Origin of the sequence: Candidatus Leptofilum sp., from assembly GCF_965223525.1 — a bacterium.
In the GTDB taxonomy this organism is placed as follows: Bacteria; Chloroflexota; Anaerolineae; order Promineifilales; family Promineifilaceae; genus Leptofilum.
Window position 1 is genome coordinate 831,483 of sequence record NZ_CBDCWX010000004.1, and the last position, 25,815, is coordinate 857,297.

The 25,815-nt window shown below is 51.5% G+C and carries 21 protein-coding genes and 1 pseudogene; 10 read left to right on the forward strand and 12 right to left on the reverse strand.

What is annotated here, in order from left to right:
• The first annotated feature begins 94 nt into the window (after positions 1-94).
• From ACOQPM_RS03735 to ACOQPM_RS03745, 3 genes are read left to right on the forward strand one after another with little or no spacing between them, the layout of a single operon-like run.
• Positions 95-3,250: an AfsR/SARP family transcriptional regulator gene (locus ACOQPM_RS03735; RefSeq protein WP_420627884.1), complete on the forward strand. Its 3,156-nt coding sequence runs from the start codon at positions 95-97 to the stop codon at positions 3,248-3,250.
• 33 nt (positions 3,251-3,283) lie between these two features.
• Positions 3,284-3,907: a hypothetical protein gene (locus tag ACOQPM_RS03740; RefSeq protein ID WP_420627885.1), complete on the forward strand. Its 624-nt coding sequence runs from the start codon at positions 3,284-3,286 to the stop codon at positions 3,905-3,907.
• Positions 3,907-4,713: an SAM-dependent methyltransferase gene (locus ACOQPM_RS03745; RefSeq protein ID WP_420627886.1), complete on the forward strand. Its 807-nt coding sequence runs from the start codon at positions 3,907-3,909 to the stop codon at positions 4,711-4,713. The genes ACOQPM_RS03740 and ACOQPM_RS03745 overlap by 1 nt, the downstream gene beginning before the upstream one ends.
• Positions 4,714-4,734: 21 nt before the next feature.
• Here the strand turns inward: ACOQPM_RS03745 and ACOQPM_RS03750 are convergent, their stop codons facing one another.
• Together ACOQPM_RS03750 and ACOQPM_RS03755 are read right to left on the reverse strand one after the other, a co-directional pair.
• Entirely contained in the window at positions 4,735-5,661 is a 927-nt protein-coding gene (locus ACOQPM_RS03750; RefSeq protein ID WP_420627887.1) for a helix-turn-helix transcriptional regulator, read from the reverse strand.
• Entirely contained in the window at positions 5,658-6,863 is a 1,206-nt protein-coding gene (locus tag ACOQPM_RS03755) for a hypothetical protein (RefSeq protein WP_420627888.1), read from the reverse strand. Before ACOQPM_RS03755 ends, ACOQPM_RS03750 begins: the two co-directional genes overlap by 4 nt.
• A gap of 128 nt (positions 6,864-6,991) precedes the next feature.
• Between ACOQPM_RS03755 and ACOQPM_RS03760 the strand changes: the two genes are divergently transcribed.
• Entirely contained in the window at positions 6,992-7,645 is a 654-nt protein-coding gene (locus ACOQPM_RS03760) for a CDGSH iron-sulfur domain-containing protein (RefSeq protein ID WP_420627889.1), read from the forward strand.
• Positions 7,642-7,944, forward strand: a complete 303-nt coding sequence (locus ACOQPM_RS03765) for a GNAT family N-acetyltransferase (RefSeq protein ID WP_420627890.1) — start codon at positions 7,642-7,644, stop codon at positions 7,942-7,944. Before ACOQPM_RS03760 ends, ACOQPM_RS03765 begins: the two co-directional genes overlap by 4 nt.
• A 13-nt stretch (positions 7,945-7,957) precedes the next feature.
• On the opposite strand, the pseudogene ACOQPM_RS03770 reads toward ACOQPM_RS03765, so the two are convergent.
• From ACOQPM_RS03770 to selD, 4 genes and pseudogenes are all read right to left on the reverse strand, one after another.
• Positions 7,958-9,027, reverse strand: a pseudogene (locus tag ACOQPM_RS03770) (hypothetical protein).
• A 1-nt stretch (position 9,028) separates the two neighbouring features.
• The gene (locus ACOQPM_RS03775) at positions 9,029-10,117 is read right to left on the reverse strand and encodes a M24 family metallopeptidase (RefSeq protein ID WP_420627891.1); all 1,089 of its coding nucleotides are present in this window, start codon (positions 10,115-10,117) and stop codon (positions 9,029-9,031) included.
• A 54-nt stretch (positions 10,118-10,171) separates the two neighbouring features.
• Positions 10,172-11,896: a DUF6909 family protein gene (locus ACOQPM_RS03780; protein WP_420627892.1), complete on the reverse strand. Its 1,725-nt coding sequence runs from the start codon at positions 11,894-11,896 to the stop codon at positions 10,172-10,174.
• A 46-nt stretch (positions 11,897-11,942) separates the two neighbouring features.
• Positions 11,943-12,986: a selenide, water dikinase SelD gene (gene selD / locus ACOQPM_RS03785; protein ID WP_420627893.1), complete on the reverse strand. Its 1,044-nt coding sequence runs from the start codon at positions 12,984-12,986 to the stop codon at positions 11,943-11,945.
• Positions 12,987-13,179: 193 nt separating this feature from the next.
• Here selD and ACOQPM_RS03790 point away from each other — a divergent pair, with 193 nt between their 5' ends.
• Both ACOQPM_RS03790 and ACOQPM_RS03795 read left to right on the forward strand, forming a co-directional pair.
• On the forward strand, positions 13,180-13,977 hold the full coding sequence (locus tag ACOQPM_RS03790) for an FhaA domain-containing protein (protein WP_420627894.1): 798 nt from the start codon (positions 13,180-13,182) through the stop codon (positions 13,975-13,977).
• Complete coding sequence (locus ACOQPM_RS03795) at positions 13,974-14,408, forward strand: FHA domain-containing protein (protein ID WP_420627895.1); 435 nt, start codon at positions 13,974-13,976, stop codon at positions 14,406-14,408. Before ACOQPM_RS03790 ends, ACOQPM_RS03795 begins: the two co-directional genes overlap by 4 nt.
• A gap of 18 nt (positions 14,409-14,426) precedes the next feature.
• Here the strand turns inward: ACOQPM_RS03795 and ACOQPM_RS03800 are convergent, their stop codons facing one another.
• Positions 14,427-15,398: a polysaccharide deacetylase family protein gene (locus tag ACOQPM_RS03800; RefSeq protein ID WP_420627896.1), complete on the reverse strand. Its 972-nt coding sequence runs from the start codon at positions 15,396-15,398 to the stop codon at positions 14,427-14,429.
• Between the two features lie 175 nt (positions 15,399-15,573).
• Between ACOQPM_RS03800 and ACOQPM_RS03805 the strand changes: the two genes are divergently transcribed.
• The 3 genes from ACOQPM_RS03805 (at position 15,574) to ACOQPM_RS03815 (ending at position 20,135) form a co-directional block, all read left to right on the forward strand.
• The gene (locus ACOQPM_RS03805) at positions 15,574-17,028 is read left to right on the forward strand and encodes an AAA-like domain-containing protein (RefSeq protein WP_420627897.1); all 1,455 of its coding nucleotides are present in this window, start codon (positions 15,574-15,576) and stop codon (positions 17,026-17,028) included.
• Positions 17,025-19,811 carry an AAA-like domain-containing protein gene (locus tag ACOQPM_RS03810; protein ID WP_420627898.1) on the forward strand — a complete coding sequence of 929 codons (2,787 nt, stop codon included), beginning with the start codon at positions 17,025-17,027 and terminating at the stop codon, positions 19,809-19,811. The genes ACOQPM_RS03805 and ACOQPM_RS03810 overlap by 4 nt, the downstream gene beginning before the upstream one ends.
• 78 nt (positions 19,812-19,889) lie before the next feature.
• Positions 19,890-20,135 carry a hypothetical protein gene (locus tag ACOQPM_RS03815; RefSeq protein WP_420627899.1) on the forward strand — a complete coding sequence of 82 codons (246 nt, stop codon included), beginning with the start codon at positions 19,890-19,892 and terminating at the stop codon, positions 20,133-20,135.
• On the opposite strand, the gene ACOQPM_RS03820 is transcribed toward ACOQPM_RS03815, so the two are convergent.
• The 5 genes from ACOQPM_RS03820 to ACOQPM_RS03840 all read right to left on the reverse strand — a co-directional run bounded on the left by ACOQPM_RS03820 (position 20,132) and on the right by ACOQPM_RS03840 (position 25,792).
• Positions 20,132-21,166, reverse strand: a complete 1,035-nt coding sequence (locus ACOQPM_RS03820; protein ID WP_420627900.1) for an RNA polymerase subunit sigma-70 — start codon at positions 21,164-21,166, stop codon at positions 20,132-20,134. The two genes, ACOQPM_RS03815 and ACOQPM_RS03820, sit on opposite strands and share 4 nt — an antisense overlap.
• A gap of 38 nt (positions 21,167-21,204) precedes the next feature.
• Entirely contained in the window at positions 21,205-22,128 is a 924-nt protein-coding gene (locus tag ACOQPM_RS03825) for a hypothetical protein (RefSeq protein ID WP_420627901.1), read from the reverse strand.
• Between the two features lie 21 nt (positions 22,129-22,149).
• The gene (locus ACOQPM_RS03830) at positions 22,150-22,503 is read right to left on the reverse strand and encodes a hypothetical protein (protein WP_420627902.1); all 354 of its coding nucleotides are present in this window, start codon (positions 22,501-22,503) and stop codon (positions 22,150-22,152) included.
• Positions 22,504-22,507: 4 nt separating this feature from the next.
• A complete protein-coding gene (locus tag ACOQPM_RS03835) occupies positions 22,508-23,503 on the reverse strand; it encodes a hypothetical protein (protein ID WP_420627903.1) in 996 nt (331 codons plus the stop codon).
• Positions 23,504-23,584: 81 nt separating this feature from the next.
• Complete coding sequence (locus ACOQPM_RS03840; RefSeq protein ID WP_420627904.1) at positions 23,585-25,792, reverse strand: AAA family ATPase; 2,208 nt, start codon at positions 25,790-25,792, stop codon at positions 23,585-23,587.
• Between the last annotated feature and the right edge of the window lie 23 nt (positions 25,793-25,815).

Genomic DNA, 25,815 nt, shown 5'->3' on the forward strand with positions numbered 1-25,815 from the left:
CTCCGATACACGGCCGTTCACCATTGTCAGACAGAATGAAATCGGGTATTTTGAGCTTAGCTCCTATTTTGATATGGCGAATCAGTTGAAATCCATGAATCACCTTGACGTTAACTTTTTGGGAACATTCCAAATTTATTTAAACGGCGACTTTGTCTCTAATTTCCGCTCGGCCAAAGTTCAGGCTTTATTTTGTTATTTGCTGGTGGAGGGGAGGCCAGTTTCCAGAGCCACTTTGCGAGAATTTTTTTGGTCTGAACAGCCCCAGGAGTTGGCAAACGCCAATTTAAGACAATCGCTATCCCGCTTACAAAAAGCAATTAAAAACAAGGCTGGCGATGAGCCTTTTTTATTGGTTGGGCGTGAATTTGTGGAGATGAATCAGGCGAGTTCGTACTGGGTTGATGTTCATACGTTTGAGACGCTTTTGGGGGCCTGTGAGGAACACGGCCGTTTCCCAAATTTATATTGCGGACAGTGCCATCACCACCTGGAACAGGCTGCGGCACTGTATCAAGGGGATTTCTTAGCAACCTTCTTCCTGAAAGATTCTCCGCAGTTTGATGCCTGGCAAAACCGTAAAAGAGAAGCTTTGCACCGTGCTGCTTTGGAGACCCTGACATTTTTAGCCAAGCGTCTTGAGACCAGAGGGGATTATCCGCAGGCAATTGACACCCTCGACAGATTGCTCCAGCTAGAACCGTGGCAAGAAGCGACCCATTTTAAGAAGATTAGATTGTTGGCTCGCTTGGGGAGGCGCGTCGAGGCAATGCAGCAGTACAAAATGTGTTGCACAATTTTGGCAGACGAATTTGGTCTGTTCCCTGGTGCTGAGCTGCAAAGATTGGTGGAATCAATTCGGCAGGCACCGGAAAAACGGCCGTCTAATCTTCCCCTCAGTAAGCACCCACACTTTATTAACCGTGAAGAATGTATTGAGCAAATCAACCAATATCTTTTTGATCCGGCACGACGGCTAATTTCAATCATTGGACCCGGCGGCATCGGCAAAACGGCCGTTGCCCTTGAAATTGGGCAGGCATTGGTTGCCAAACACTTGGGGCCATTTACGCACGGGGTCTTTTTTGTGCAATGTTTGCCAAACCCAAATGCGGAACGCTTTGTTTCTGTAGAAACCTTAAACGCCGCCATTGCTGCTGTCTGTGAAATCACGCTAACAAATGAAAAAAATATCGCCGACCAAATAACAGATGCGCTGAAAGAAAAAGAGCTCCTGCTCATTATTGATGAAGGAGAATTTTTAGACCCGGAAGCACGCGCCAACCTGACAACGATTATTCGGCAGACAACGGCCGTAAAAATAGTAAGCACATCCCGTGAAAAGCTGAACCTCGTTGCAGAATGGAGTTACCGATTGGAAGGATTATCGTTTCCGCCAGCCGTAACCCGGCAAATGACTTCCCCGCAAAAAGAGACGACCCGCCAAGATATTAGCAAGATCAAGCAGTATGAAGCCATCAAACTGTTCCAGGTTAAAGCACAGCAAAACGATCCTACCTTTATCATTCGGTCTAGGGAAGAGGCAACGGCCGTAACGCAAATTGTGCAAATGGTTGAGGGATTCCCCCTGGGTGTTGAGCTGGCGGCCGCCTGGGTCAATATTATCCTGCCGCAAACAATTGCTTTAGAACTTAGCAACAGTGGCAAAATATTAGCTTCAGAACAAATAGACTTGCCGGCAAAACATCGCAATATGTTTGCCGTTTTTGAATGGTCTTGGCAACAACTGTCTGAAGAGGAAAAAAAGCTGCTAAAAAGGCTTACTATTTTCCACGGTGGCTTCAATTTTGAGGCAGCAAAAGAAGTTGCTGGGGCCTCATTGCCCATGCTTTCAAGGTTGTCAAACAAATCGTGGTTACAAAAAAAACAAACCCCCATATCCGCACGCTACCGCTTACACACCTTGATACACCAATATTTGGTTGAAACAAAAGTGTCACAAGAACAGCTCGGTTTGGGCAAAAGACACAGTGCTTATTTTGCCAACTATTTGGCAACAATTGAACCCTATGGAACCGGCATTGAGGTGAAGAAGAGCAGCGACTTAATAAAGCAAGACATAGAGAATATTCGGGCAGGCTGGAATTGGGCGGTTAAACAGTCGGAGCTCTCGCTTTTGAGTCACTATTTAGAACCACTCTATCACTTTTATGCCACACAATCCTGGTGGCATGAAGGCTTGATCATGTTTCAGAAGGCGACGTTACTTTTGAAGCAAGAGCAAAATAGAAGCAGGCTGTCGTCGCCACAACTGCACTTTTTTGCTCAATTATTTACTCGATTTAGCGAATTTTGCCAGGCGTTAGGGGATATTGAGCATGCTGAACTCGTGCTAAAAGATAGCACCCAACTGAACGTATTGCTGGAGGAGCCTGGTGAATATGCGCTGCTGAATAAAAAGCTGGGCATGATTGCCCATCGGCGGGGTCATTTTGCCCTTGCTGAAGATCATTTGCAGATTACTATTTCTGTTTTAGAAGAAAGCAAACCGCGTTCTGAGGACTTGGCACATGCTTACATGTCGCTGGGAGCCATTTTAAGAGACAGCGATGATAAAGAGGGAGCACGCGATTTATTTGCCAAAAGTGTCTCCATTTATAAAGCGTGTGGCTCTCCCTGGGGCATTGCTCATGCTACCAGATTACTGGCGAATATCACGTTTCAGCTTGATGATATTTCTGAGGCCAAAGAACATCACCAAGAAAGCATGGCTCTGTTTAAGCAAATTGATAATGAGCTGGGGATTGGTTTAAATCTAATTGGTTTGGGCCAGATTGCAGCAAAGGAGGGTGATGGGGAAACGGCCGTTACCCACCTGCAGCAAGGGTTACAGATTTGTCGGCAAGTTGATGACCAAACTGGCGTCGCCATGGCCCTACTACAGTTAGGCGAGTTGATGATAGCCCAAGAAGCGTGGCACGCAGCTAGAAAATACCTGCAAGACTGCTTTGATTTGGCTGTTCGACTCCAGGCAACGCCCATCATTTTGCAACTTCTTTTTAATATTGCTCTGGTTTTGTTAAAATCTCAGGTAAGCAACGTGATTGATGCTAAGGTTAGTCAATTGTGGCTGGCAATTATCAATCACCCCCTGTGTGTTCCAAGTTTAAAAGCGAAAACCGAACGCCTGTTAGATCAACACAATCTGAAACCAACAATAGAACCCGTTCAATCAATTAAACAGATAAGGCAGCTCGTTGAAGCCTCACTAAGTTATCTGCCACCATAAGGAGTTGTTATGAAACCCGTTACCTCGAGCAATTTGCAAGCCTTTTTTGCCCTGTTGGGTAGTAATGATCAACGATTTGAGCAATTTCTGGCCGATCCAGTTACAGTCATTCGCAATTCAGATCTATCCAACGAAGATAAATTTTTTCTCCTCACGCTAGGCCCGGCCAACAGCAATAATCGGATTGCGTATAGCTTCAACTTTCCACCAGACAAGCTGACGCCGGGGTATAACGAGAATGGTGAGCAGGTTTTCCACATTTCTGGCAATCAGTTTAACATTCAAAAGGGAGATAGAGTTCTATTGCCGCATGTTATTGAAGGCTCTATAAATTTGAGTACTTTTGAAATGAACCTGGACGTGAAGCATGGGGTCATTGAGAAATCCGACGAACCGGAAAGCGACGCAGTTGACATTCAACCAGATACAAGCGTTGTACACACGTTTTCTTTTAACAAAAACAATATCCGTCTGTTGAACGGTGATTTTGTGGTGGTTGGCACACAGAATAATATTGATGTTAGGCGGGAAGCTGTTGACCAAGTAACGCAGGCAGATGAAAGAGGGGAGGTGCCTTTTCATCACATTAACGGCGTTTTTGATGAAAAAAAGAGGCAGCTATCTATCAATGTTTTTCTGGATAACCCGGAAGCTTAATGACAAAAAGTGGCTCGTTGGTGGTGGTTGGATCGGGGATTAAATTCCCTTCGCATATGACAACTGAGGCTCAATTGTGCATTGAACGAGCCGATAAGTTGTTTTTTCTCACGTCGAGTGAGGCTGCCGAACAGTGGCTTGTTGAACGCAATGCAGCCGGGGAATCTTTAGACCGATTTTATGCGAAGGGGAAGCGTAGGATTGATACTTATTTGGAGATGGTGGCGCATGTGCTAACGGCCGTTTACGCGGGTAATCATGTGTGTGTACTGTTCTACGGTCACCCTGGCATCTTCGTTTGGCCGTCGCATGAGCTAATTAGGCAAGCGCGTGCGGCTGGTTTCCCGACCGTGATGCTGCCCGGAATTTCTGCCGAGGATTGCTTGTTCGCCGATTTAGGGATTGATCCGGCGCGTGAAGGGTGCCAAAGTTATGAAGCGACGGACTTTCTGGTACGCAATCGCCAGATAGACACGTCGGCTGGTTTGGTACTTTGGCAAGTTGGCGTAGTGGGTAATCTGACCCCGCCAACGCCTGGTGCGGTTCCTAGCCTACCACTGTTGAAAAATGCCTTGTTGTTATTATATGATCCCACCCATCTGGTTTACATTTATGAAGCAGCCCAAGTGCAAAACCAGGCATCTACTGTGCAATGTGTGGCTTTGGCCGACCTGAATGAAACGTTAGTAACGGCCGTTTCCACCCTTTACATCCCACCGGCCCAACCTGCACAAATAAATTTGGATATGCTGCAAAAATTGGGTCTCTCAATAGACGATATTCAATTTTCTGAAACTTCTGGCTGACGGCAGCGAGGGACTTTGTTTCTAAAATTCAATTTGAGAGGGAGGGACACCAAAAGCGTCTCGGAACGCCTGGGTAAAGTGGCTGTGGTTTTTGTAGCCAACGGCTAAAGCCAGCCCGCTGAGGTTGTTTTGGTACTCAGGGAGCCATTCCAGCGCGGTGCGGAGCCGGAGCTGTTCTAAATAACTGTGAATCGTTTTGCCAGTTATCTGGCGAAAGACGCGGCACAAATGAAATGAGGATGTGTGGAGCTGCTGGGCGAGCTGCGCCAAAGTTACGGGAGTGTGCAACTGCTTGATCAGCAGCTTTTGGGTTTCCACAACTAAATCTTGATGGCTGCGTTGCGTCGTTTTTCTTTTGGGCGTTTTTTCTTGGCGATATTGGTAACTTTCAGCGATGATCCCATCGAGCAAATGGAGCAGCATCTCATCAAGCCACAAGCTGTCGCGCTGTTTGGCTGTTAACAGGTGATGCACAATTCGCCGCTGGTGCAAAAGCGTGCGTGCGGAAATGAGGATGTGACTGTGGCGAAACGGCCGTAGCTCCATTTCACCAGCTTGGGGATCATACCGCTGAATCACCTCAGCCAGCAGGCGGGGGCTGAACTTGAACCATTCGCACCAATCGCCCGTCTCAGAAAGTTTTTTACGATGATATTCCTGCCCATGATTGTAGAACGCAACCATATTGGGTGAAGCGACAACCGTTTCTTGCCCCAACATGTGTAGCTCAACGGCCGTTCGTGGAAAAGTGATCATATTGTGCCCGGCAAAGTGAGCGGGTTTATAAAAGAGAGGATGCTTTGCGGAGCAGCGAAATATGCCAAGCCACGCCCGATCGCCAATGTAAAGGCATTTTTCTATAGGCTCACGGTTATCAAAGTTATGCTTGACCACAAAAAGAGTGTAGCCAACTGTTTTTCCTGCGTCAAAGTCAGGCGAGTGGCTCATTCATTTAGCAGCGGTTCCTCCAGAGTGGCGACAAACACCTCTGTGTTATTGCCGCGCCCCAGCTCCACGTAAACAAAATAGGTTCCCTGAGCATAAGCCAGTTCTGCATACCAAATGTCGTTGCCGCTAGGATTGACCTCAGTTGGCGAGAAGATGGCTTTGCTAGACCGAGCCCATTCAAGGCCATCCTGACTGATCGCAATGCCATGACGATTGTGTACGGGCGTGGTTGCGACGTTGATGGCGCTAGCATAAAGCATTACCCAGCCGTCTGGCGTTTGCTGAACGTGTGGCTGGAAGACGTGGGTTCTGTCCCAACCGCTGCCGCTGCCGCGAAATATCGGGTCACTGCTTTGGAATGGCTCGTCTACGGTGGCAGGATCGTCAAATTTGACCCAGTTTCGACCATCTTCCGAGATGGCACGGCCGATGGCAGAGCTGTTGCTGCCGTAGCCGGCGTAGAACATCACGTAGCCGTCTTCGGTTTGGACTACGCTTGGTGAGCGCACGGCCGTTTCATCCCAACTAGCCTCATCGCCCGGTGCCAAGATTGGCTCCTCAACAACTGTCCAGGGGCCAAGCGGGTTTGTGGCGGTGGCCACGCCAATGCTGCCTTCAGATTCGGGCCAGGTGCGGTCATCCCACGTATAAAAATAGAGGTGCCAGACGCCGTCTTCCTGTACGATGGCACTGGACGCCAGGGCTGCCACTCCTGCAAACGGCACGTCATTACTTTTTAGCACGGGGTCATCCTGAACCCGCGTCCAGTTGATGCCATCGTTTGACGTTGAATAAACAATATCTACAGAGGCAGGCCAGCCGGTAAAGGCGTTGTGGAACATGTGGAATTGGCCATTATGAAAAACAACGGCTCCAGGGTCGGTAAATTGCTTGCCGTCTCGCGTCACGGCGGGCTCCTCGCCGTAAATGGTGAAGCGATCTTCTAATGAGAAGCGGGAGATGGGAACGGTCGTTGCCGTCGGCGCAAGTGTGGTGGTGGCAGTGGGTTCAGGGGTGTCGGTTGGCAGGGGCGTGTTTGTGGCCGTTGCGGTTGGAATCGGAGTGCTGGTGGGTTGTAGCGTTGGTTCCAGCGTGTTTGTGGGAACGGCCGTTGCCACCTGCTCGGCCGTTTCTGAGGGTGTGGCGGTGCAGGCAATTGTCACAATAACAAAGAACAGCAATAGCCCAATCATTTTACGCATGTAAATTACCTCCTCACTGTTTCGACTGGAGCCTATCTGCCAAACTGCTCTCTGACTGTCGAAATCTTGCTCATTTTGGTAATATGTAAATCACAACTACTTTTCATCTTCTACAAAAAGGAGCAAGCATGAGCAAAAATTTGAAGCAGTATACCAGTGAAAAAATTGATGTTTCATATGATGTGAAGCGGTGCATTCATGCGGCCGAATGTGTGCGGGGCTTACCTGCCGTGTTTGACACAGCAAAACGGCCGTGGGTGCAGCCCGGTAATTCGGCTGCGGATGCGGTGGTAGACGTTGTAGAACGATGCCCAACTGGCGCGTTACATTACACTCGAAAAGATGATGGCTTGGCTGAGAAAGCACCGGAGCAAAACCGCATTTTGATTACGCCAAACGGCCCGCTTTATGTGCATGGTGATTTGCAAATTGAGATGGCAGACAATGCCGTTGCAGAAACCCGCGCAGCCCTGTGCCGTTGCGGTCAGTCAGCCAACAAACCATTTTGCGACAATGCCCACAAAACGGCAGAATTCACTGATGCGGGTCATATTGCCCAAAATAGTGAGGCAGACGTTGATCCCACAGGCTTGCTAACCATTACGCCAGCCAAAAACGGGCCAATTTTGCTACGTGGCAACTTTGAGCTGGTTAGTGCAGATGGGCAGACGCTGTTTCATGGTGAAAAAGCTGCCCTGTGCCGCTGCGGGGCGTCTAGTAACAAACCATTCTGCGACGGGTCGCACAAAGCTATCAACTTTACAACAGAGGCCGCAGAATGAGCATCAATCTGGACGCACTGGCGATTCGGAACAATGAAGCGGAAAAGCGGTTCGAGGTTGAGGTAAATGGACGATTAGCTCTGCTGGAATATATTCGGGCGGGTCAAAATATCACTTATACACATACAGAGGTTCCAGTTGGGTTAGAAGGGATGGGAATTGGCGCTAAGCTGGCGCGTCATGCGCTAGAGTTTGCTCGTGACAACGATCTAAAAGTCATTCCGATTTGTCCGTTTGTTACCAACTATTTGCGTACCCATCCTGAATTTCATCCGATTGTGTTTGGCTATAAAAAGTGAAATTGCCAGTTGCTTAGGTGGGTGGCACTATTTGCAGGTTGTTTGTCACCGTTAGGGTTCGCTGCTGTTTTTGAATGACTTCAAGCCAATTTGTGTAGCCTGATGGGGGTTCGTACTGGTAGGTTTGGGGATTGTATTTGCCTGTAATGCCTGTCATAACGGCCGTTACATCCGTCGCTGCTCCTTTCACCCCATCATCCGTCGCCCGTGAGCCCACGTAAAAGTCATTCCCTGGCCAAGATACATGGTCCCAGGCAACGATGCTGACCAACTCACAGTTTCTGAAATCGTCGCCAGCTTCTTGGTAGGTGGTGGGATGGCAAAGCTGGGGTTTGTGTTGATTGCCGTGGGTTAACGGCCGTACCAAAAAACTTAGCCCCGGCAATTCAAATCGTTCATTTTGGCATTCCCGATAAGGATCGTAGTAAACCGCCTTGATGTGGCTGAAAGAGGTGGCATGTTTTTGCAAAAATGCGTGCAGCGTACGCTGAAAAATCTTGCCAAGCTGCCCTTGGAATGGCCCGGCAAACATGCCGCAGCCTAGTCCCGGCACAGTAATCAACGATTGCTTCCCTTGCAGTCGCATCTGTTCGTTGATGTATAAAAACCCTGGCAGCAATCGCCGCTCATACAGCCGAAAATAGGCATCCTCATCAATGCTGCCATCAAGCGTAACAACTTCTTGCCAATCGGCGGGCGTGTGGGAGCGGCCGTTACGTAGCAACGCTCCCGGTACAAACAGCAGCCAACCCGTGAATGGCGGATTGTGAACATCTGGATGGGCGTGACGGCCATTGTCAAAAATAGTAACGGGGTCGCAACAGAAATATCCCCCAGCAGCCCCAGTTCAGTCAGATTCCAATCCGAGCCATCTCCTGCGACGGCACTTTCTGCAAAGATTTGCGGCCGTTTTGTTTGCACAAGCCGCTCCAAAAACGTCTCTATCGTCAGCGAAGCCAAATCTAGTCCCGCTAATGCTTGTTGCAGGTAGCGGCCCGCTGGCTGACCTGCCTTGAGCGCACCTAAATAGGTTTGTGCACGGCCATGGCTGCTTTGGCTGAGGAGGATTTTGTAGGTGGGCATGTTAGGGAATGTTAGGCTGTTTAGGGCAGTGGGTGAGTGGCACTAGGCCATCCTCTGTCATGAGCGCGGTTTCTTCCAGACGAATGCCGATGCTGTCGGGAACGTAGCAGCCCGGTTCGATAGTGACCACCATCCCCACTTCCACCGTAGCCTCTTCTGAAGCGCGTGGCGAAAAAAACGGATCTTCGTGAATGTCTAGCCCCAAGCCGTGGCCGAGGCCATGACCAAAATGCTCCCCGTGCCCGGCTCGCTCAAACACGCCTCTGGCAATGGCGTCCACTTCTTTCAGGTTCATGCCGGGCTTGGCGTTTTGGAAAACGGCCGTTTGCGCCCGCAGAACCAGATGATACAGCTCAAAATACCGAACTGATACCTTGTTATCAAAATAAAATGAGCGGGTCAGATCGCTTTTGTAGCCAGCCACCTGTGCCCCCATATCTACAATGAGCGCATCGCCAGCCTGCAAGCGGCGACTGCCGGGATGATGGTGTGGCAGCGGGCTGTTGCTGCCACTAGAAACGATGATGTCGAAAGCCAAAGCGCCTGCTCCTGCCTGTCGCATGGCTTTTTCCAGTTCCCAGGCAACTTCTGCTTCGGTCATGCCAATGCAGGCAATTTGGGGAACCTGTGCCATCACGTCATCGGTAATGGCACACGCTTTTTGGATGGTTTGAATTTCGACGGCCGTTTTGATCATTCGCATCGGTTCTAATGTTTGGGGCAGAGGAACCCAGGCAACATTTTCTACCTCCTCCAGCTCTGCCATCTGCTCCAGCGTCGTGTGTTTGACCTCGATGCCCACGCGCTGCACGCCAGCTTCGGCCAAAAAATCGCGGGTATCTTGCAAGGTGCGCTGGTGTTTGAACAGCGTAAAATCCGGGGCTTGGCGGTTGGCCTGGGTAAAGTAGCGATAATCCGTAGCGATAATGGCTTTGCTGCCCGTGATGAGCAGCTGCCCGTTAGAGCCGGTGAAGCCACTGAGCCAGCGCCGATTGGTTGGGCTGCTGATAAGTAATCCGTCAACTTCCCATTCAGCTAGTTTGTGGCGAACGGCCGTTATCCTACTTTGGTAGATACTGTTCTCTTGCATTGAGTCGGTCTCCAATGGTAGGTAATTGGGTAACTAAGTAATTACCCCAATTACTCAATTACTAATTTGCCCCAATTCCGCCTCAAAAATGGCGCGTAAAATAGCGATCATGGTGGCGTAGGTGGGATCCATGCCAAAGTAAGAGAGGTTTTGCGCCCCCAGATTCTTCCCTTTGCTAAAGGGCGTATCAGAAGCGTAATGCAAAATGCCAACAGGGAAGGGACTGTTATACAGATTCACCAGCTCGTTGGACGGATGTCGCTTGGGGCGTACCATCTCGTAAATGCCGCTGAGATACGGTCCTGCTTCCATCTCCATGTCGGTGTACCCTTCCTGGTAAAAGACAGACATGTATCCTTCATTTTGCAGGAAGGTGCCGGGAACGGTGATCGCTTTTTGATTGTCCATGACCGTGCCGTAGACCAAATAGGGGGCAACATCATCGGCGGCAAAACAGTTGTCGAACAGGTAGGTGTTGAGAGTATGTTCATCATGCACCACACTGGGGATCATCACGTCGCCGATACGGCCGTTTAGCGTCGCCGCCTTACCCATTACGTAAACACCGCGCACTTCCGCAATGTTGCGGGCAATCTCGGTTAGCACTTGGTAGGCTGCCATCCCCAGCGGATAATCCACATTGATGATGAGCGCATTACTTTTTTGCAGCAGATCGATCCCGGGGATTCGTAAACGGCCGTCCATGCCGTTCAGGTTGATGCTATTCAGCGGAATGACCTGTACTTCGATGTCAAAAGCGTGTTCGCTGGGGATGCGAATCAAGCCCATGTTGCGCTCTGCTGCCAACCGTGCGGCCCTTACCTGTGGATTATCTTGCTCCAGCTTCTTTAGCGCGTAATACAAAAAGTTTTCTCGGCTGCTGGGGACGTTGCGCTCTAAAATGTCGTGGTATTCGCGGTGCAGCTCTTCAGACCCATTTTCGCGGATGAAGGCATGGATGTCATTTTCGATGTGCAGGGCGTAGCCACTGAGCAGATTGGGTAGGCTATGCGTGTTGCTAGAGACAAAATAGACGGGCCGGTCTTCCATATGTATCTCTGGCAGATTCTGTTCCACATTGCGCCACCATCGGCGAGTCGCTCGTTTGTAATCGGCCAAAGAGCCTGCCAATGAGCGGATTGATAGTTCTTGCTTGGTTTGGGCGATGTGGAGGAATTTTACGGCCGTCTCCTCACCCCATACCTGCGCCAGCCGCGCCAAATCTTCAGCTGTAATCGTGGTCATGTGCGCCAGCCGAATAAGACTATTGCCCGTTGGCACACTCGCTTTGCTATCTCGGATGCCCTCCAGCTCTTTAATCACATTTTCTTTGTTTAGAAGCTGCCGCAGCTTGCGCCGCTCGATTTGGTAAGCCACCAAGATTGGGATCAGATCGTCAATATCAGAGCGGCTGGCAATGTAGACGGCAAGCTGGTTCTTGCTGTCAAAGAAACTGCGCCGCCGCCTGCCGGGGGCACTGACCTGCTGCCAGCTTTCTACATCGGGGAAGCCATGTTGGGCAAACACTTGCTCAGATTGCCCCATAATGATTAGCCGGAGCTGATCTAGGCAGGTGGGCATACGCAAAATGGCGTAGATGAAGGCAGCCATGTCTGGCTGCGGCTCGTCGGCCAGCACATGCAGCGCGGAGTGCATTCGCTTGTGGGCTTCTATGAGGGTTTTAATTTGCACCTCGCGGCTGCTACGTAGCAAAGAGTAGTAGGTGCGGAGGTAGAGGTTAATTTCTTCGTTGCCAGAAGTAGGTATGGTTCGGTCCATAAGTTTTGTGGGGAATTGGAATAGAGGTAATTGAGTAATTGGGAAATTACTCAATTACGTGAATAAAGCCTTCGCCTGTGGAAACGTGGCCGATGGCTACGGCCGTATCACAATGCGCCATAAATATTTCTACCTGATCTGTCGGGAGAGCCACCAGTAAACCACCAGATGTTTCCGGAGTCATGAGCATGTCTTGAATGAGTTGGCTGACGCCATTGCCAAAGTTGACCCATTTGCCAAAATAATCCAGATTGCGCCCCATGCCGCCGGGGAACGCGCCGCCCTTGCCGTAGCCTAATGCGCCAGGGAGCCAGGGCAGCTTGCTCGCCTGGATGTGAAAATCTACCATGCCCAAATGCGCCATCTCGTGGGCGTGACCCAGCAAACCAAAGCCAGTGATGTCCGTAAGGCTGTGGGCATTGGCAAGCTGGGCGGCTTCTGCGGCCGTTTTGTTGAGCGTTTTCATGCTGGTTACGGCCGTTGCCACATCAGCCGCATCCGTCACCCCATTTTTGAGCGCAGTGGTTACCACCCCCACGCCCAGCGGCTTGGTGAGCAGCAGCACGTCACCCGGCTGTGCGCCCCCTTTCGTTTTCACTTTTTCGGGATCAATAAGCCCCGTGACGGCCAGGCCATATTTCGGTTCTTTGTCGTTGACGCTGTGACCACCCGCGATGACTGCGCCCGCTTCTGCCACCTTTTCAGCACCGCCACGCAAAATCTCGCTCAAAATCTCCACGCCCAAATGGTCGGGGAAGGCGACCAGATTGATAGCAAGCAGCACCTGCCCACCCATCGCATAAATGTCGGATAGGGCATTGGCAGCGGCAATCGCGCCAAAGTCGTAGGGGTCGTCTACAACTGGCGGGAAGAAGTCGGTGGTGGTGATGATGGCCTGCTGATCGTTGAGTTGGTAAACGGCCGCATCATCTGCCCTGGTTAACCCCACCAGCAGTTCCGGGTAATCTTCCGGCTTGAACAGCTTCCGCAAGGGGGCAATTGCTTGAGCCAGGTCCCCTGGCCCCAATTTAGAGGCTCAACCGGCGCAGCTAGCGTAAGACGTGAGCCGGATTTGTTTGGCAATGCTCATGAAAATCCTTTTGTGAATTAAAAATTATAACTTACGAATTATGAACCGGAGCGATCTCTTTCATAATTCATAATTTATCCTTCATAATTATTGGTTGCAGATGAGGGAAAGTATACCGGATGCCTATGACCATGCAATGTAGCTAGCTTACAGATTGACGTGCTTATTTTCCAAACTTATAATGACGCGCAAGATGACAAAGCAGACACCGTTCCAAAAATTCGAGGCGTTGGCGCAGCAGCTTGTTGAAGGCAGTTTTAACCGCTTTTTTGGTGGTGGCTTGGCCTTGCCAGATATTGCCACGGCGTTGGCTCGCGTGCTGGAAAATGATGTTCACGCTGGATTGAACCCAACGCAATACAATATTTATCTCAACGACAAAACGTTTGATAAGCTAATCCAGGCTGAACCGGATACGGCCGTTGCCCTGCAAAATTATTTGGCTGCTTTTGTGGAGCAAGCAGACTTCTCTTTGCCGCAGCTGCCGCACCTTACATTGGTGGCTGATCCGGCAAAAGGGGCGCGCGATGTTGTGATTGAGGCGCAAGTGGCGGAACGGCCGTCTGACCACACCGTTACCCAAATTCGCATAGCGGAAGATGGCGCGGCTCAGTTTGCTGCCGACATCGCCGCTCTGGATGCGTACTTGATTGTGGATGGTCAGCATCATGTACCGCTTACCAAATCTGTGATCAGCCTGGGGCGTAGCACCGACAACGACGTGGTGCTGGATGCCCTCACAGTGAGCCGCAAACATGCCCAAATTCGCTGGCGTTACGGCCGTTTCATCCTGTACGACGTCAGCAACCGGGGGCGCACAAAAGTGAACAACCAGCCCGTCACGGAAACTGTGTTGCACACTGGCGACGTGATTGCCCTGAGTGACGTGCTGCTCATCTATGGTGAGGGCGACACTCAACCACGCCCCCGTCCACGCGCCACCACGAATTTAGTAGACGAAACCCAAATTCGCCCTCCCGACACCTCATGACCCCCGAACTGATTTTGTTGATTTTTCGTGTGTTGAGTGGCTTGCTGCTGCTCGGTTTTTTAGGGGGGATTGCTTGGCTCATTTACCGCGACATGCAGGTGACGGCAGCGGCTTTGGTGGAACAGGAACGGCCGTACGGCCGTCTTCGCATTATTGCCAACGAGGTGGCACAGCCCGCCATTGACACAACCTTTCCTTTGTTGCCCATCACCAGCATTGGCCGCGCTGCCAGCAACACGGTGGTTTTGCCGGATGGCTACGCCAGTGCCGAACATGCCCTCATCACTCGCCGCCAGGGTAAATGGTGGCTGGAAGATCGGGGCAGCCGCAATGGGACGTTGTTGAATGATGTGATGTTGGAGGGAACGGCCGTTATCAGCGCGGGTGATGTCATCGCCGTCGGGGGAACGGTGCTAAAGCTAGAGCTTTAGACAACCTAGTCGTGAATTCTATTGTGGGAGCAACATCGGTTGTTTTGCTGCAACAGCATCGTTCTCTTCATGCCAGGACAAGAGCCAGGCAAAAGTTAGGTCAGCATAAGGAGAAGATTTGCCGTCGGCAGCCACCAAGTAAGCTGGCGGCAGGCGACCTACATAAACTACCTCATGCCCATTCAGAAGGGAGTAAATAGAGAGAGGTTTTCTTCCCTGGGCAATGCCAATTACAAATTCGATATTAGTTTTCCCACAGGCGGCCGAAATGCCAGCGTGTATTTGCGACGGCGTTAATTTGTATGAGTAACCGCTGCCATATGGCATGATCAGGCTTCTCACCGGATAGTTTAGCCCTCGCTCCGCCAATTTGGCTTCAATAAGCTGGGCAGAGCGTACAATTTCTGCTTCGTAATCTACGGCCGTAAAATCAGACCGTGGGCCACTGTCCATCGCGTTAAAATTGGAGTGGTAAGAAGTGTGCGTTGCTAGCTCGAATCCCTCATCTAGCCAGCCACGTACAATATCCCAACGCGCCTCATCTTGCTCCCGTTGCGGAGAACCGTTAATCACGGGTTCGGTAATGACGCCAAAAACGGCCGTCATCCCCGCCGCTCGAATCCATTCCTTCATTTGAGCAAACGTGGAAAATGCAGCACAAGCTCCCTTCGCCATCGAAATATCGTCAATGCTGAGGATGATTGGTTTTGCAGGCACGCGGTTTTCACGCACCATTTGCTGCCAACTGCGGTAGGTAACGGCCGTAAAGCCCGCCTGGTTTAGCTGCTCAAGTAACGGCGGCAAAAACGCTAGCTGAGCGTCCTGACTGTGCAGCATGAGCGAAGGCGGAATTGCTACATCTTGTGGCAAGATGGCTGCTCGCTCACGCAGCGGATTGAAACCACCAACCGTGGCATGTGTCAAAAATCCGGTGGCTGCCTTGAGAAAGCCGCGTCGGGAAACTGTTTGCTGAGAAAGTGCTGTCGTCATGATAAACCCCCTGGTTGCCTTTGCATAAAGCGCATCCTAGAGGTTTGTTGCGGCGGTAAATTCCGTCTTTCTGCCGCGTTTGTTAAGCACCAGAACGGTAGAAATTCAGTAGTGAACCTTTCTGCATTATGCTAAAATGCAGCAGCTTGCCCTACCGCCAAGCAGGAGCGTTGACGTGACTGAAATTGCTGTGTCGGACTGGACAGACACCCTCAAACAAGCCTTAAAAGTGTGGCATCGCTCCGCCGAGTTAAGCCAATCCCCCCTGGCCAATTTGCACATTGTGGAGAAAGAACGCCTGCACAAAGCCTATGCCGATGATTTAAACGGCCGTGTCGCTGCTATGCGGGACGTGCTGCGACGCGCAATTCACGCTTTGGGGGTTGTGGGGCAGTCGCCACCAGAAAACGAAGCAGATAGCCGATGGCTGGCGCGAGAATGGCGGCATTATGCCATTCTCACCTTGCGTTTTTTGCGCGGCTTATCCCGCACAGAAATCCAGCACCGGATTGGGTTGGCAGAAGGAGGGCAATATTACACAGACCAGCGGCAGGCGATTGAACTGGTGGCTTTGATTCTTCAAGACTGGGAAGGCGCGCCTCGCGAGGAAAGTTCACTGCTGCGGCTAGCGTTTCCCAGCGGCGCAATTCCGCTTGACGATACGTTTTATATCGAACGCCAAGCTGATGAGGAACTGCGACATCAAATTCAGCAGCCAGGCCAAACTATCACCATAACTGGCCCGCGACAGGTGGGTAAAACGTCGCTGCTCATTCGCGGGGCCAATCAGGCTGTTCAGGCACTTGATGCTAGGGTTGCCTACATTGATTTGCAAGCGATTGGTTCTGAGGCAATGGCCGACAGCGATACGTTTTTGCGATTGTTGGCCGATTGGCTGGCTGATGAGGTAGGTTTGTCGCCTGCTGTTGTGGAATCAAGCTGGCAAAGTGCGCTGGGGGCGTCTCGCAAGCTGACCAAGCTGCTGGAACGCGCCATCCTGCCTGCAGTTGGTGGGACGCTGGTGCTGGCACTGGATGAAGTCGATCGCCTCCTGGCCACCTCTTTTCACACCGAATTTTTTGGCTTACTCCGCTCTTGGCACAATTTGCGTGCCTGGAATGCCGAATGGCAATCGTTTACTTTGCTTATGGCCATTTCCACTGAGCCTTATTTGCTCATTAATGACTTACAGCAATCTCCCTTCAACGTCGGCTTGATGCTTTACCTGACGGATTTTTCCCAAGACCAGGTGGCCGCTTTGAATGAGCGATACGGCCGTCCTCTCAAAAAAGCTGAGGTTACTGAACTGTACACCTTGCTCAATGGCCAGCCTTACCTTACCCGGTTGGCACTTTACACAATCGTGAAGCAATCGTTGGATTTTGCTGCCTTTAGCCAAATAGCGTTAACAGAGCAGAGTCCTTTTATTTCTCACCTGCGCTACCTGCGCCAGCTTGTTGAGAGTGATCCTGCTTTGCGAGCCGCCATGAAGGAAATAGTGACTCGGCAAAGCTGCCGCGATGACCTGCTGCGTCACCGGTTACAAAAAGCAGGACTGGTACAGCAAAATGGTACGGTCGTTGCGCCTAGATGTGTGCTGTACGGCCGTTACTTCACCCGCCACTTATGATCACCCAACCAGCCTCCTCCGATTTTTTCGTGGCGGGCGGCACGCTGCGATTTGACGCCCCCTCTTACGTAGAGCGTCCTGCCGATGCTACCTTGCTGCACCTGGCGGCAACAGGCCAGCTTTGCTACGTACTCACCACCCGGCAAATGGGCAAATCCAGCCTGATGAGCCGCACGGCAAGGCAGCTACGGGCGCAAGGGTATCGGGTAGCACTCATTGATCTAACCAGCATGGGCCAAGCGGAAGAAACGACCTGGTATCTCAGCTTGCTAGACGATTTGGTTGTCCAGCTACATCTGCCTGTGGACGCCGAAGATTGGTGGCAAGCTCACCAATCTCTTTCTCACGTCAAGCGGTTCACCAAATTTGTGCAGGAAGTCGTGATGGGGCTGCTTCAGGAACCGGTTGCTATTTTTATAGATGAGGTAGATAGTGCCCTCAAACTGCCTTTTTCTGATGACTTTTTTGCGGCCGTTCGCGCCATTCACAATCAGAACGTAACGGCCGTTGGCGCGGGGCAGCTTGCATTTATTTTGCTAGGCGTGGCCGCGCCCAATGATCTCATAAAAGATAGCCTACGAACCCCTTTTAACGTAGGAGAACGTCTCCAGTTGGGCGAACTGTCATTGCCAGCAGCACAAAACGTATGGCGTAAAGGGCTGCCACAACCGAGTGAGCGCCTTGTGGAACGCATATTTTATTGGACAAGCGGCCATCCTTACCTGACACAAAAAGTGGCGCGCGCCATTGCCCAGGATACCCAGCACACCTGGCAGCCAGGTGATGTGGACGTTTTGGTGCATGATCTTTTCTTTTCGGAACGGTCGCTTATAGAAGAAAGTAATCTGCAATTTATTCAAGGCCGCGTGAGCGGCAGCCCGCAAAGAGATGCTCTGCTAAAGCTGTACGGCACAATTCTCCGGGACAAGAAGCCAATTGCCAATGATGAACGGTCTGACCTGCAAACGGAGCTGAAGCTTTATGGCTTGGTTAAGGTCAACGCCGCCAGGCATCTGGTTGTTCGTAACCGGATTTATGCCCAGACGTTCAGCCATCGTTGGATTCGTCAGCAGCGCCAAAGTCGGCAAAAGCAGCTATTTTGGCTGCTTGCGCTATTTTTCGTCCTGATTCTGGGCGGCGCAGGCATTTATTTTTGGCAGCAGGCGCAGCAAACGGAGGCACTTTTGGCTGCCTCGTACCGGGATAATTTTCTGGCGACGGAAAACCCGACGCTGCGGCTGGACAATTTGGCTAATTTGCTCTTATTGGATGGCTACCAGGCAGAAGGCGTGGCCTTGTTCCAGGAATTATCTTCCGAAGAGCAAGTCGCCCTGTTTCGTAACGTAACGCCAGATTTGCAGCTTCAGATGGAAACGGCCGTTACTGTCCTCTACCAAACCCTTACTATCGAGAACATTGATGAAATCGCTGAAAATAGCCAGGTGTTGGCCGCCATGATGGATGCCTTAAATCAAGTGCAGGCACAAAAGTCCACGCTGGCTACTGAGATTGAAAGCTGGCTACAGGGACGGGCTGCCGCTCTGCGGGAGGATTATGACGGCGCACGCATCGCCTACAGCGTGGTGCTTTCGCTGAATCCAGACAATTTGTCGGCACGCTATGAACGTGCTCTGGCTCAAATCGCGCTGAATCAAACGGCCGCTACCCTGGATGATTTAACCGTTCTCGCTGAACAAAATCCGTCTTGGCGTAGCCAAGTGCAGCAGCTTTTGGCCGATACGCCCACCTTGCAAGCGGCCGTATCAGCCAACAACGACACCTTGCTGGCTCTACTGCAAGCCACGCCAGTGCCCACTGTTCTGGCAACGGCCGTGCCAACCGACTCGCCAATCAATACCCCATTGAGTACAGATGCCGTGTTGCCAACCCTCACAGCTCTCCCAAGCTCCTCACCAGTAGAGGCGGTTGTGGTGGAAACGGCCGTACTCAATGAAATACCGCTTTCTGTGCCCGCCACGGCACCAGAAGGCTTCATTGTCTACACTTGTTTCGATGGGGCTGTTGACCAAATTTGCACTATCGAGGCCAGCGGTGCAAATCAGCAGCAGCTGACGTTTGGCAGCAGCACCGCCTGGTACGCCTCTGGCTCACTTGCGCGCAATGAGATTCTGTATTCCAGTCGCGAACCAGGCCTTTTTACAATTTTCAGGCTTGCCCTCGATGAACAGGAAGTTCAGGCCATTTCCTCGCCGCTGGCTGGCGATTACTCTCCCACCTACTCGCCAGACGGCCGTCAGATAGCGTTTACCAGAGCCGAAGCAGGCCAGCAGCGTATTTGGGTCATGAACCGAGACGGCTCTGGGCTGCGCCTGCTTACCAATTTACCTGGCGACTCGCTAGACCCCACCTGGTCACCAGATGGACAAATGATTGCCTTTGCTTACCAGGCATCTGGCGAAACACGATATGCACACCAGCTTATTCAAGCAGATGGTACGAATTTACAGGCATTGCCGGTGCCGCTGGAGCAGATTGGTGGCCGTTCAGATTGGTCACCGGACGGCCAATGGCTGGCAATTTATGCTGGTCCACCAGGTAGACATGATATTTACCTGCTGGCTGTTGATGGCTCTGAATACCGTCGCTTGACGAACAGTGGGGACAACTTGGCTCCCTCGTTTTCGCCAGATGGTAACTGGATTGTGTTCACTTCCAGCCGTGATGGCGATAATGAGTTGTTCATCATGCGGCTAGACGGCTCTGGCCTGACGCAGTTGACCAATAACGAACTTTCAGATTGGCAACCCCGCTGGGTTCGGTAAGGTCGCCGACCACAATGAGAAGTTTCCCCTGGCTTTTTCGTCTTTACTTCTAAACAAACTTACAAAAGGAGATAAAAGATGAAAAAAAATCCGTGGATTGCAGCTATTTTGAATTTTTTCTTTATGGGGCTAGGGACACTTTACAACGGCCGTCGTAAGCTGTTGGGCATCGGGCTAACAGTTGCCGCTGTTGTATTGACCTACGTGGAATTGCAGTTACAAACGGCCGCTCCCTCACTATTCCCAATTATGTTTGCGGCCGTTTTCGTGGCAAATACCGTCTTGGCGATTGACGGTTACAATGAAGCCAAAGCGATGGCCTAATCTAGCTGCATTGGCAACCCAAATCGTTCAATAAGTTGTGGTGATAGGAAGGCAGTGATTTCAGTAATCCTGCCTTCTTCATCGCTGAAAATTGGCAAGATGAGGCCAAATGCTTGGTACGTTGGAGCCTGTTTGGTGCATTGGTAGATAGCCAAAGCGGAACGGCCGTTTGCCATCGTGTGCCCCAATTTCCAATTGTTTTCTGGCGTCAAGACAAAATTTTGCAAGGCTTGTCCGATAGCTTGCCGGCCCGCATACCAAACACCCATTGGTGGCATGGCAAAGGTGGCTTTGTCATGCAGTAATTCAATTAGAGTCGCCACATCGCCGGCTTCCCAGGCATGAACAAACTGCTCTAGCTGCTGTTTTGGGATAGGGGCTTCGTCATACTGGGCAACTTTCAGATTTTTGCGGGCGCGATACAGAAGATTGTTAACGGAAGCGACTGTTACCCCAAGCGTCTCGGCAACCTCCTCGGCCCGCCACTGAAAAACCAGCCGCAAGATTAAAACCACCCGTTGCCGTGCCTTTAGTTTTTGCAATGCGACCATAAAGGCAAGAGAAACATCCTCCTGCAGCTCGTAGGAGGATTCGGCCGAGCGATCCGTTTTGGCAAGCCAACTGTTTGGCAGCGGGTCTAGCCAACTGGCAGGTGCAGATGGCGGTGCTGGCGGGGAAGTGGGATCGCTTGGGACACCATCGAGCGGTAACAAGACTCGCTTTTTATGTTTGCGAACCTCATCCAGCCACAGACGGGTGGCAATGGTGTACAGCCAGTTGCGAAATGAGCCTTCCCCTAAAAAGGCATTGATTTTGTGCCAAGCCCGAACAAAGGTTTCCTGCACAATATCTTCGGCATCATCCAGCGAACCGCTTAAACGGTAGCAATGGACAAGCAGCGGCTTGCGGTACGGCTCCACCAGCGCGGTGAAGGCTTCTGAATTGCCCTTTTGAGCAGAAGCAAGATATTTCGTCTCGTTAGGGGTGTAGATTTGCATAGATTGCCCTCGGTAGAGAACGGCCGTTATCATGTTGAAAACATCGATGCTGTTGGGGAATTAGCCTAAAGTTAGGCATTTGAGTCTGCCGAACCTCCAAACTTTCGCTCAATCCAGGTGGAGCGGCTGGCATCAAAGTGGGAACGGGCGGCTTGCATGAACGGCCGCATATGGTCGCGCATATAATTTTCAATACCTTGTTCGGCTGTTTCTGCCAACGTCTGGCGATAACTTTCCAAAATCTTTTCATCCAGCAAATCTGATCCGGTGCGTCCGGCAGCTTTGGCAATGCCCGTGCCTTTTTTGCGCCAATTCATCGCTTCCATTGTCATGATACCGCTTAACTGCTCCACTGAAATATTCTCGCGGTTGGCGGTTTGCACCATGCGCTGCCACAGGGAATCAAGCTGGGGGAGCAGGTTAGCAGACTTTGTAAATGCCTGGCTGTATCCACTTGTTAACTCGTCAGAGAGCGTAGCGAGTTCTTCGCGTGAGAGGGGTGGCATGTCAACGGCCGTTGCGCTGCGGCTGCTTGCTTGTTGAATTGCTTCAAATAAATCGGTTAGCTCCGCAACCTCGGCGTCCTCAGCAATAACGCCATCCTCTTTTAGGCGGTCTACCAGCCGATGCAGATACACTTTGCTGCCACCCACCGTATCGCCAATGATGGCAAATGCCCACAGCGGAGAAAATCCGATAGTAAGCAATCCCGCCGCTTCTAACGCAGTTCCCACCATCTTTCTTTGGGCATAATCCTCGCTAATTTCAAGGTCTTCCTCGTCCTTCATCTCCGCCACTTGCTCAATTATGTATTGCTGGATCATGCCGAGCGTTACTTTGTATGTTGTGGTTCCTCGGAGCGATTCCGGGATCAATGTTTCGGTGAGCAAGGTCGTCGCACCAACGATGACGGTGAATGTTGAACGAATTGCCCTTTCCGAGGTGCTTAACATTTGCACAATCCCTTGCTTAAATCGCTTTGGAAATTGATTCATAAAGACCTCTCTTGAGTAGTTCTAATCAGGATGTTCCTGTTGCTTGAAATGCTTAAGCTTAATTGTTGCTTCTAAGGCTTTGATTGAGGCAAAAATCATCAGGATACCAATTAAAATGGAGCTACCTAGGCTATAAACATTAATGAATGTAGGGGCAATAAGAATAAGTGAGTAGAGCAGCAATAAACCTGCCACAAATTTGTTCTTGGTAAAATGCAAAGCTAATCCCAAAATTGCCAAAATTCCTCCTTCTAAAAAGGAGGAAAAGAAAAAAATGCTTGCTACAAACTGAAAAATGGCAATTATAATGAAGGCAATACTACTATTGCGTATTGTCTTCAAGGCTTGTTCCCTTGTTTTAATTGAAAATATCATTTTTCTACCCAAAGTCGCGTTTGTCTTTTTCGTTGCTGGCAGTGTCGTCGTCGAGGATGGTGGGGGGGATGACGGGACGGTAGGGCATGGTGAAGTAGCCGCGTGTGACTTTCTCTTTTTTGCCAATGCGCTGCACGCTGGCAACGCCGCCCGTCTCTTTGTCAGGCCAGGAGTCCACGAAAACGTCGTTGCGGCGGGGGAAGTTGGGGTCGTAAACAAGGATGCGAATACGGCCGTCATCAAGCTCCTCGTATTTGCAAGCCAAAATCTGGTGGTTTTGCCAAATTTGCATCGTGTCGCGGGTGCTCACGTAGACCATGCCGATGGGGGTGGGGATGCCTTTGTCCAGGTTGGTACGCACTTTTTTCAGCTCTCCTGCGGTGCGAAGGTGGACGGCCTTGTCAGACATAGCCATCCAGCGGGCAAAGCGCACCACCTGGGTGCCAGCCGTCAGGCTGTCTACTTGCCGCTTGTGAATGTAGCGGTGCAGCGGGGTGATCCGCCCTGGACGACGGCGGCGTTGGGGGATCTTTCTTCCAGCGAGCAGAAAATCCATTGATGTAGCCACCATGCCACCGCACAGTCCGTAAATGTTGCTCACGCTGGGGATGTCGGGAATGGAGGGGACGGAGAAGGGAATCCAGTAGCCGGGGTAGCGATTGATGTATTGAAAACCATGCGTGGCGGGAATAAATTCGACAGATGGTGTTTCTGGCAGGCGGTAATCCCGCTGGTTGGGCTGCACGTCGGCTTTGTGGCTGCGCGGTTCGCCGTGATGGGTGTAGCTGAATTGCAAATACGGCCGAAAAATATCGGCAAAATCGAGGTCGCGTGCCTCGTCGTAAATGACAGAAAACAACCCTTTCTCGTCAGAAAGTCCCGGTTCCACGGTGAGATCGTCATCTTCGCTAAAAACATCGGCATCGAACAGGCGAACGGACACGTTGGCGGCGGGTACGCCATTGGCAAACTGCACAACTCCGGTGAATGTTTGAGACATGAAACCCTCCTTTTTAGCCACAGAGGACACAGAGGATGAAGAGAAAAACCTCTGTGTTCTCCGTGCTCTCTGTGGTGAATCTTAGTTCATTTTGAAGATGAGTTCATCGTTGGCCGCATCAACGGTAACGGCCGTTTCCTCACCAGCCGCCCCCGCTTGACTCAGTAAGAAATTAGCCAGCGGCTCACGCAAATGGCGAGCGATGATGCGGCGCAACGGCCGTGCGCCAAACTCAGGCTGATCATTTTGCGCCAGCAGCCACTGTTTTGCCGCGTCGGTTAGGGTTAGGGCGATGTTTTGGTTGGCCGCCAGCCGGAACTCTTTTTTGAGCAGCAAATCGAGAATGAGGCCAAGCTGTTCGGATGTAAGCTGGTGGAACAGGATGATTTCATCGAGCCGGTTGAGAAATTCGGGGCGGAAGAAGTTGTGTACGTCGTTCATCACCAGGTTTTTCTCAGTTTCGCCGATGTATGGCACGAGCATGTGGCGCGCGCCCAGGTTGCTGGTCATGATGACGACGGTTTCGCTAAAAGTGGCTTGCCGCCCCTGGCTGTCCGTCAGGCGACCCTCTTCCATCACTTGCAGCAGCACGTCAAAGACGCGCTGGTGAGCTTTTTCTACCTCATCGAACAGGACAACGGTATACGGCCGTTCCCGCACAAAATTGGTCAACTGGCCGCCCCCCTGAAAGCCGACGTATCCGGGCGGTGCGCCAATCAGCTTGTTGACGCTGGCTTCCTCCTGAAACTCGCTCATGTCCAGCACCAGCATCGCCTCTTCCGAGCCAAACATGAACTCTGCCAACGCTTTGGCCAACTCAGATTTACCCACGCCGCTGGGGCCGAGGAACAAAAAGGAGCCAATCGGCCGTTTGGGATCGCGCAAGCCCACCCTGGCGGTTTTTACGGCGCGGCTCACGGCCAGAACGGCCGTTTCCTGCCCAATGATCCGTTTATGCAAATGTTCCACCATGTTGGCGTACTTGCCCCGCTCGTCCTCGCCCAGCTTGCTCACCGGAATGTTCGTCATTTGCGCTGCGCCTTCCATCACGTCTTCCGGGTCTAGCCGATTGTCGGGGGCAATGCCCGGATAGACCACTTCGGGGCTGGAGGAAGCAATTCGCACCAGGGCGCAGCTGCGTTCAGCCAACTGCACGGCGGCGGCAGGCAGGGCGACACTTTTCATGTACTGGTTGGCAATTTGTGCGGCCGTTTCCATCGAGTCCAAATTTATCTCAACTTCGTACTCACTTTTCAGCCGCTCCTGGTGGGCGTGCAGCACAGAGATGGTTTCTTTTACCGTGGTCGGCGGCACGTTCAGCCGCTGCGTGTTTTGGCGAATAAGATTGTTCTGGCTCAGAAGCTCAAAATCCCCCGGCGCGGTGGTGCCGATGATGATTTGCTCGTTGCCCAGCAGCGCCTTTTGCAATTCCCGATTCACTTGAGCAGGAAATGGCGCACGCAGTTTATCGGCGAAAAAGCGCTGGATGTTTGGTACAAGCAAAATACCGCCGCTGGCTCGGCGCAGTCCAGCGCGCATCGCCGCCAGCGGATTTTCTAGCAAGGCCGTTTCGCTAATTTGCACTAGCGAGCGCAGCTCTGTGACACCATTTCCTTCGGCGATGGCTTGGGCCAGACTTTGCCCTAGCGTTTGCTTGCCGGCACCTTCTGGCCCCACCAAAATCACGTGCCGATTTTGCGCCAGCGCAATCAAACTCAATAAATCGCGCAGCAGTTCCTGCCGCTCATAAACCACCGTAGCGCGACCTTCTTTTGCCTCGGAGACAAAATCATGAATGATGGGCGTGCCGTCTTGCCCCACGTCGTTGAGCAGGGTGAGTACGGCCGTTGGGTTCACCCCCACCCTCTGCAAAACGGCCGACGTTGTCACCGGATGCTGCGCCATCGCCGCCAAAACGTGGCCAGAACCCGCTTTCAGTTCTTCCCGCGCTTGCGCCATTGTCAATCCCTCGTCAATGACCACCAACATCTCCTCATCCAGCGGCACATCCTTGCCAAAATCATCAGTAAAGTAAAATTTGGCGTTGCGACCCTTGTTGGTGTGGGCCATCATCTCCACCCGCCGGGTCAAATCGTTTAGGTCAAAGCCGCGCTGCTCCTTTAGCTGCTGCAAAATTTGGTAGGCTACCGATTTTGGCTCGTCTAAAAAGGTTCGCAGCAGCAATTGGGGCGTTAGCAGCTTGAGCTGGTACTCTTTTAGCTTGCTGCCAGCGGTGGTCATCAATCCGGCAAGTTCAGATGTGGGGATGTTTGGATTCAGGTTGCTCATGGTGGCAATCTTACAACGCCGCT

Coding starts and splice junctions, on each gene's coding strand:
- ACOQPM_RS03760 (WP_420627889.1), top strand. CDS start 6,992: ATGAGCAAAAATTTGAAGCAGTATACCAGTGAAAAAATTGATGTTTCA.
- ACOQPM_RS03820 (WP_420627900.1), bottom strand. CDS start 21,166: ATGATAACGGCCGTTCTCTACCGAGGGCAATCTATGCAAATCTACACC.
- ACOQPM_RS03835 (WP_420627903.1), bottom strand. CDS start 23,503: ATGTCTCAAACATTCACCGGAGTTGTGCAGTTTGCCAATGGCGTACCC.
- ACOQPM_RS03735 (WP_420627884.1), top strand. CDS start 95: ATGAATCACCTTGACGTTAACTTTTTGGGAACATTCCAAATTTATTTA.
- ACOQPM_RS03755 (WP_420627888.1), bottom strand. CDS start 6,863: ATGCGTAAAATGATTGGGCTATTGCTGTTCTTTGTTATTGTGACAATT.
- ACOQPM_RS03765 (WP_420627890.1), top strand. CDS start 7,642: ATGAGCATCAATCTGGACGCACTGGCGATTCGGAACAATGAAGCGGAA.
- ACOQPM_RS03745 (WP_420627886.1), top strand. CDS start 3,907: ATGACAAAAAGTGGCTCGTTGGTGGTGGTTGGATCGGGGATTAAATTC.
- ACOQPM_RS03790 (WP_420627894.1), top strand. CDS start 13,180: ATGACAAAGCAGACACCGTTCCAAAAATTCGAGGCGTTGGCGCAGCAG.
- ACOQPM_RS03780 (WP_420627892.1), bottom strand. CDS start 11,896: ATGGACCGAACCATACCTACTTCTGGCAACGAAGAAATTAACCTCTAC.
- ACOQPM_RS03830 (WP_420627902.1), bottom strand. CDS start 22,503: ATGATATTTTCAATTAAAACAAGGGAACAAGCCTTGAAGACAATACGC.
- ACOQPM_RS03825 (WP_420627901.1), bottom strand. CDS start 22,128: ATGAATCAATTTCCAAAGCGATTTAAGCAAGGGATTGTGCAAATGTTA.
- ACOQPM_RS03775 (WP_420627891.1), bottom strand. CDS start 10,117: ATGCAAGAGAACAGTATCTACCAAAGTAGGATAACGGCCGTTCGCCAC.
- ACOQPM_RS03795 (WP_420627895.1), top strand. CDS start 13,974: ATGACCCCCGAACTGATTTTGTTGATTTTTCGTGTGTTGAGTGGCTTG.
- ACOQPM_RS03750 (WP_420627887.1), bottom strand. CDS start 5,661: ATGAGCCACTCGCCTGACTTTGACGCAGGAAAAACAGTTGGCTACACT.
- ACOQPM_RS03810 (WP_420627898.1), top strand. CDS start 17,025: ATGATCACCCAACCAGCCTCCTCCGATTTTTTCGTGGCGGGCGGCACG.
- ACOQPM_RS03815 (WP_420627899.1), top strand. CDS start 19,890: ATGAAAAAAAATCCGTGGATTGCAGCTATTTTGAATTTTTTCTTTATG.
- ACOQPM_RS03800 (WP_420627896.1), bottom strand. CDS start 15,398: ATGACGACAGCACTTTCTCAGCAAACAGTTTCCCGACGCGGCTTTCTC.
- ACOQPM_RS03840 (WP_420627904.1), bottom strand. CDS start 25,792: ATGAGCAACCTGAATCCAAACATCCCCACATCTGAACTTGCCGGATTG.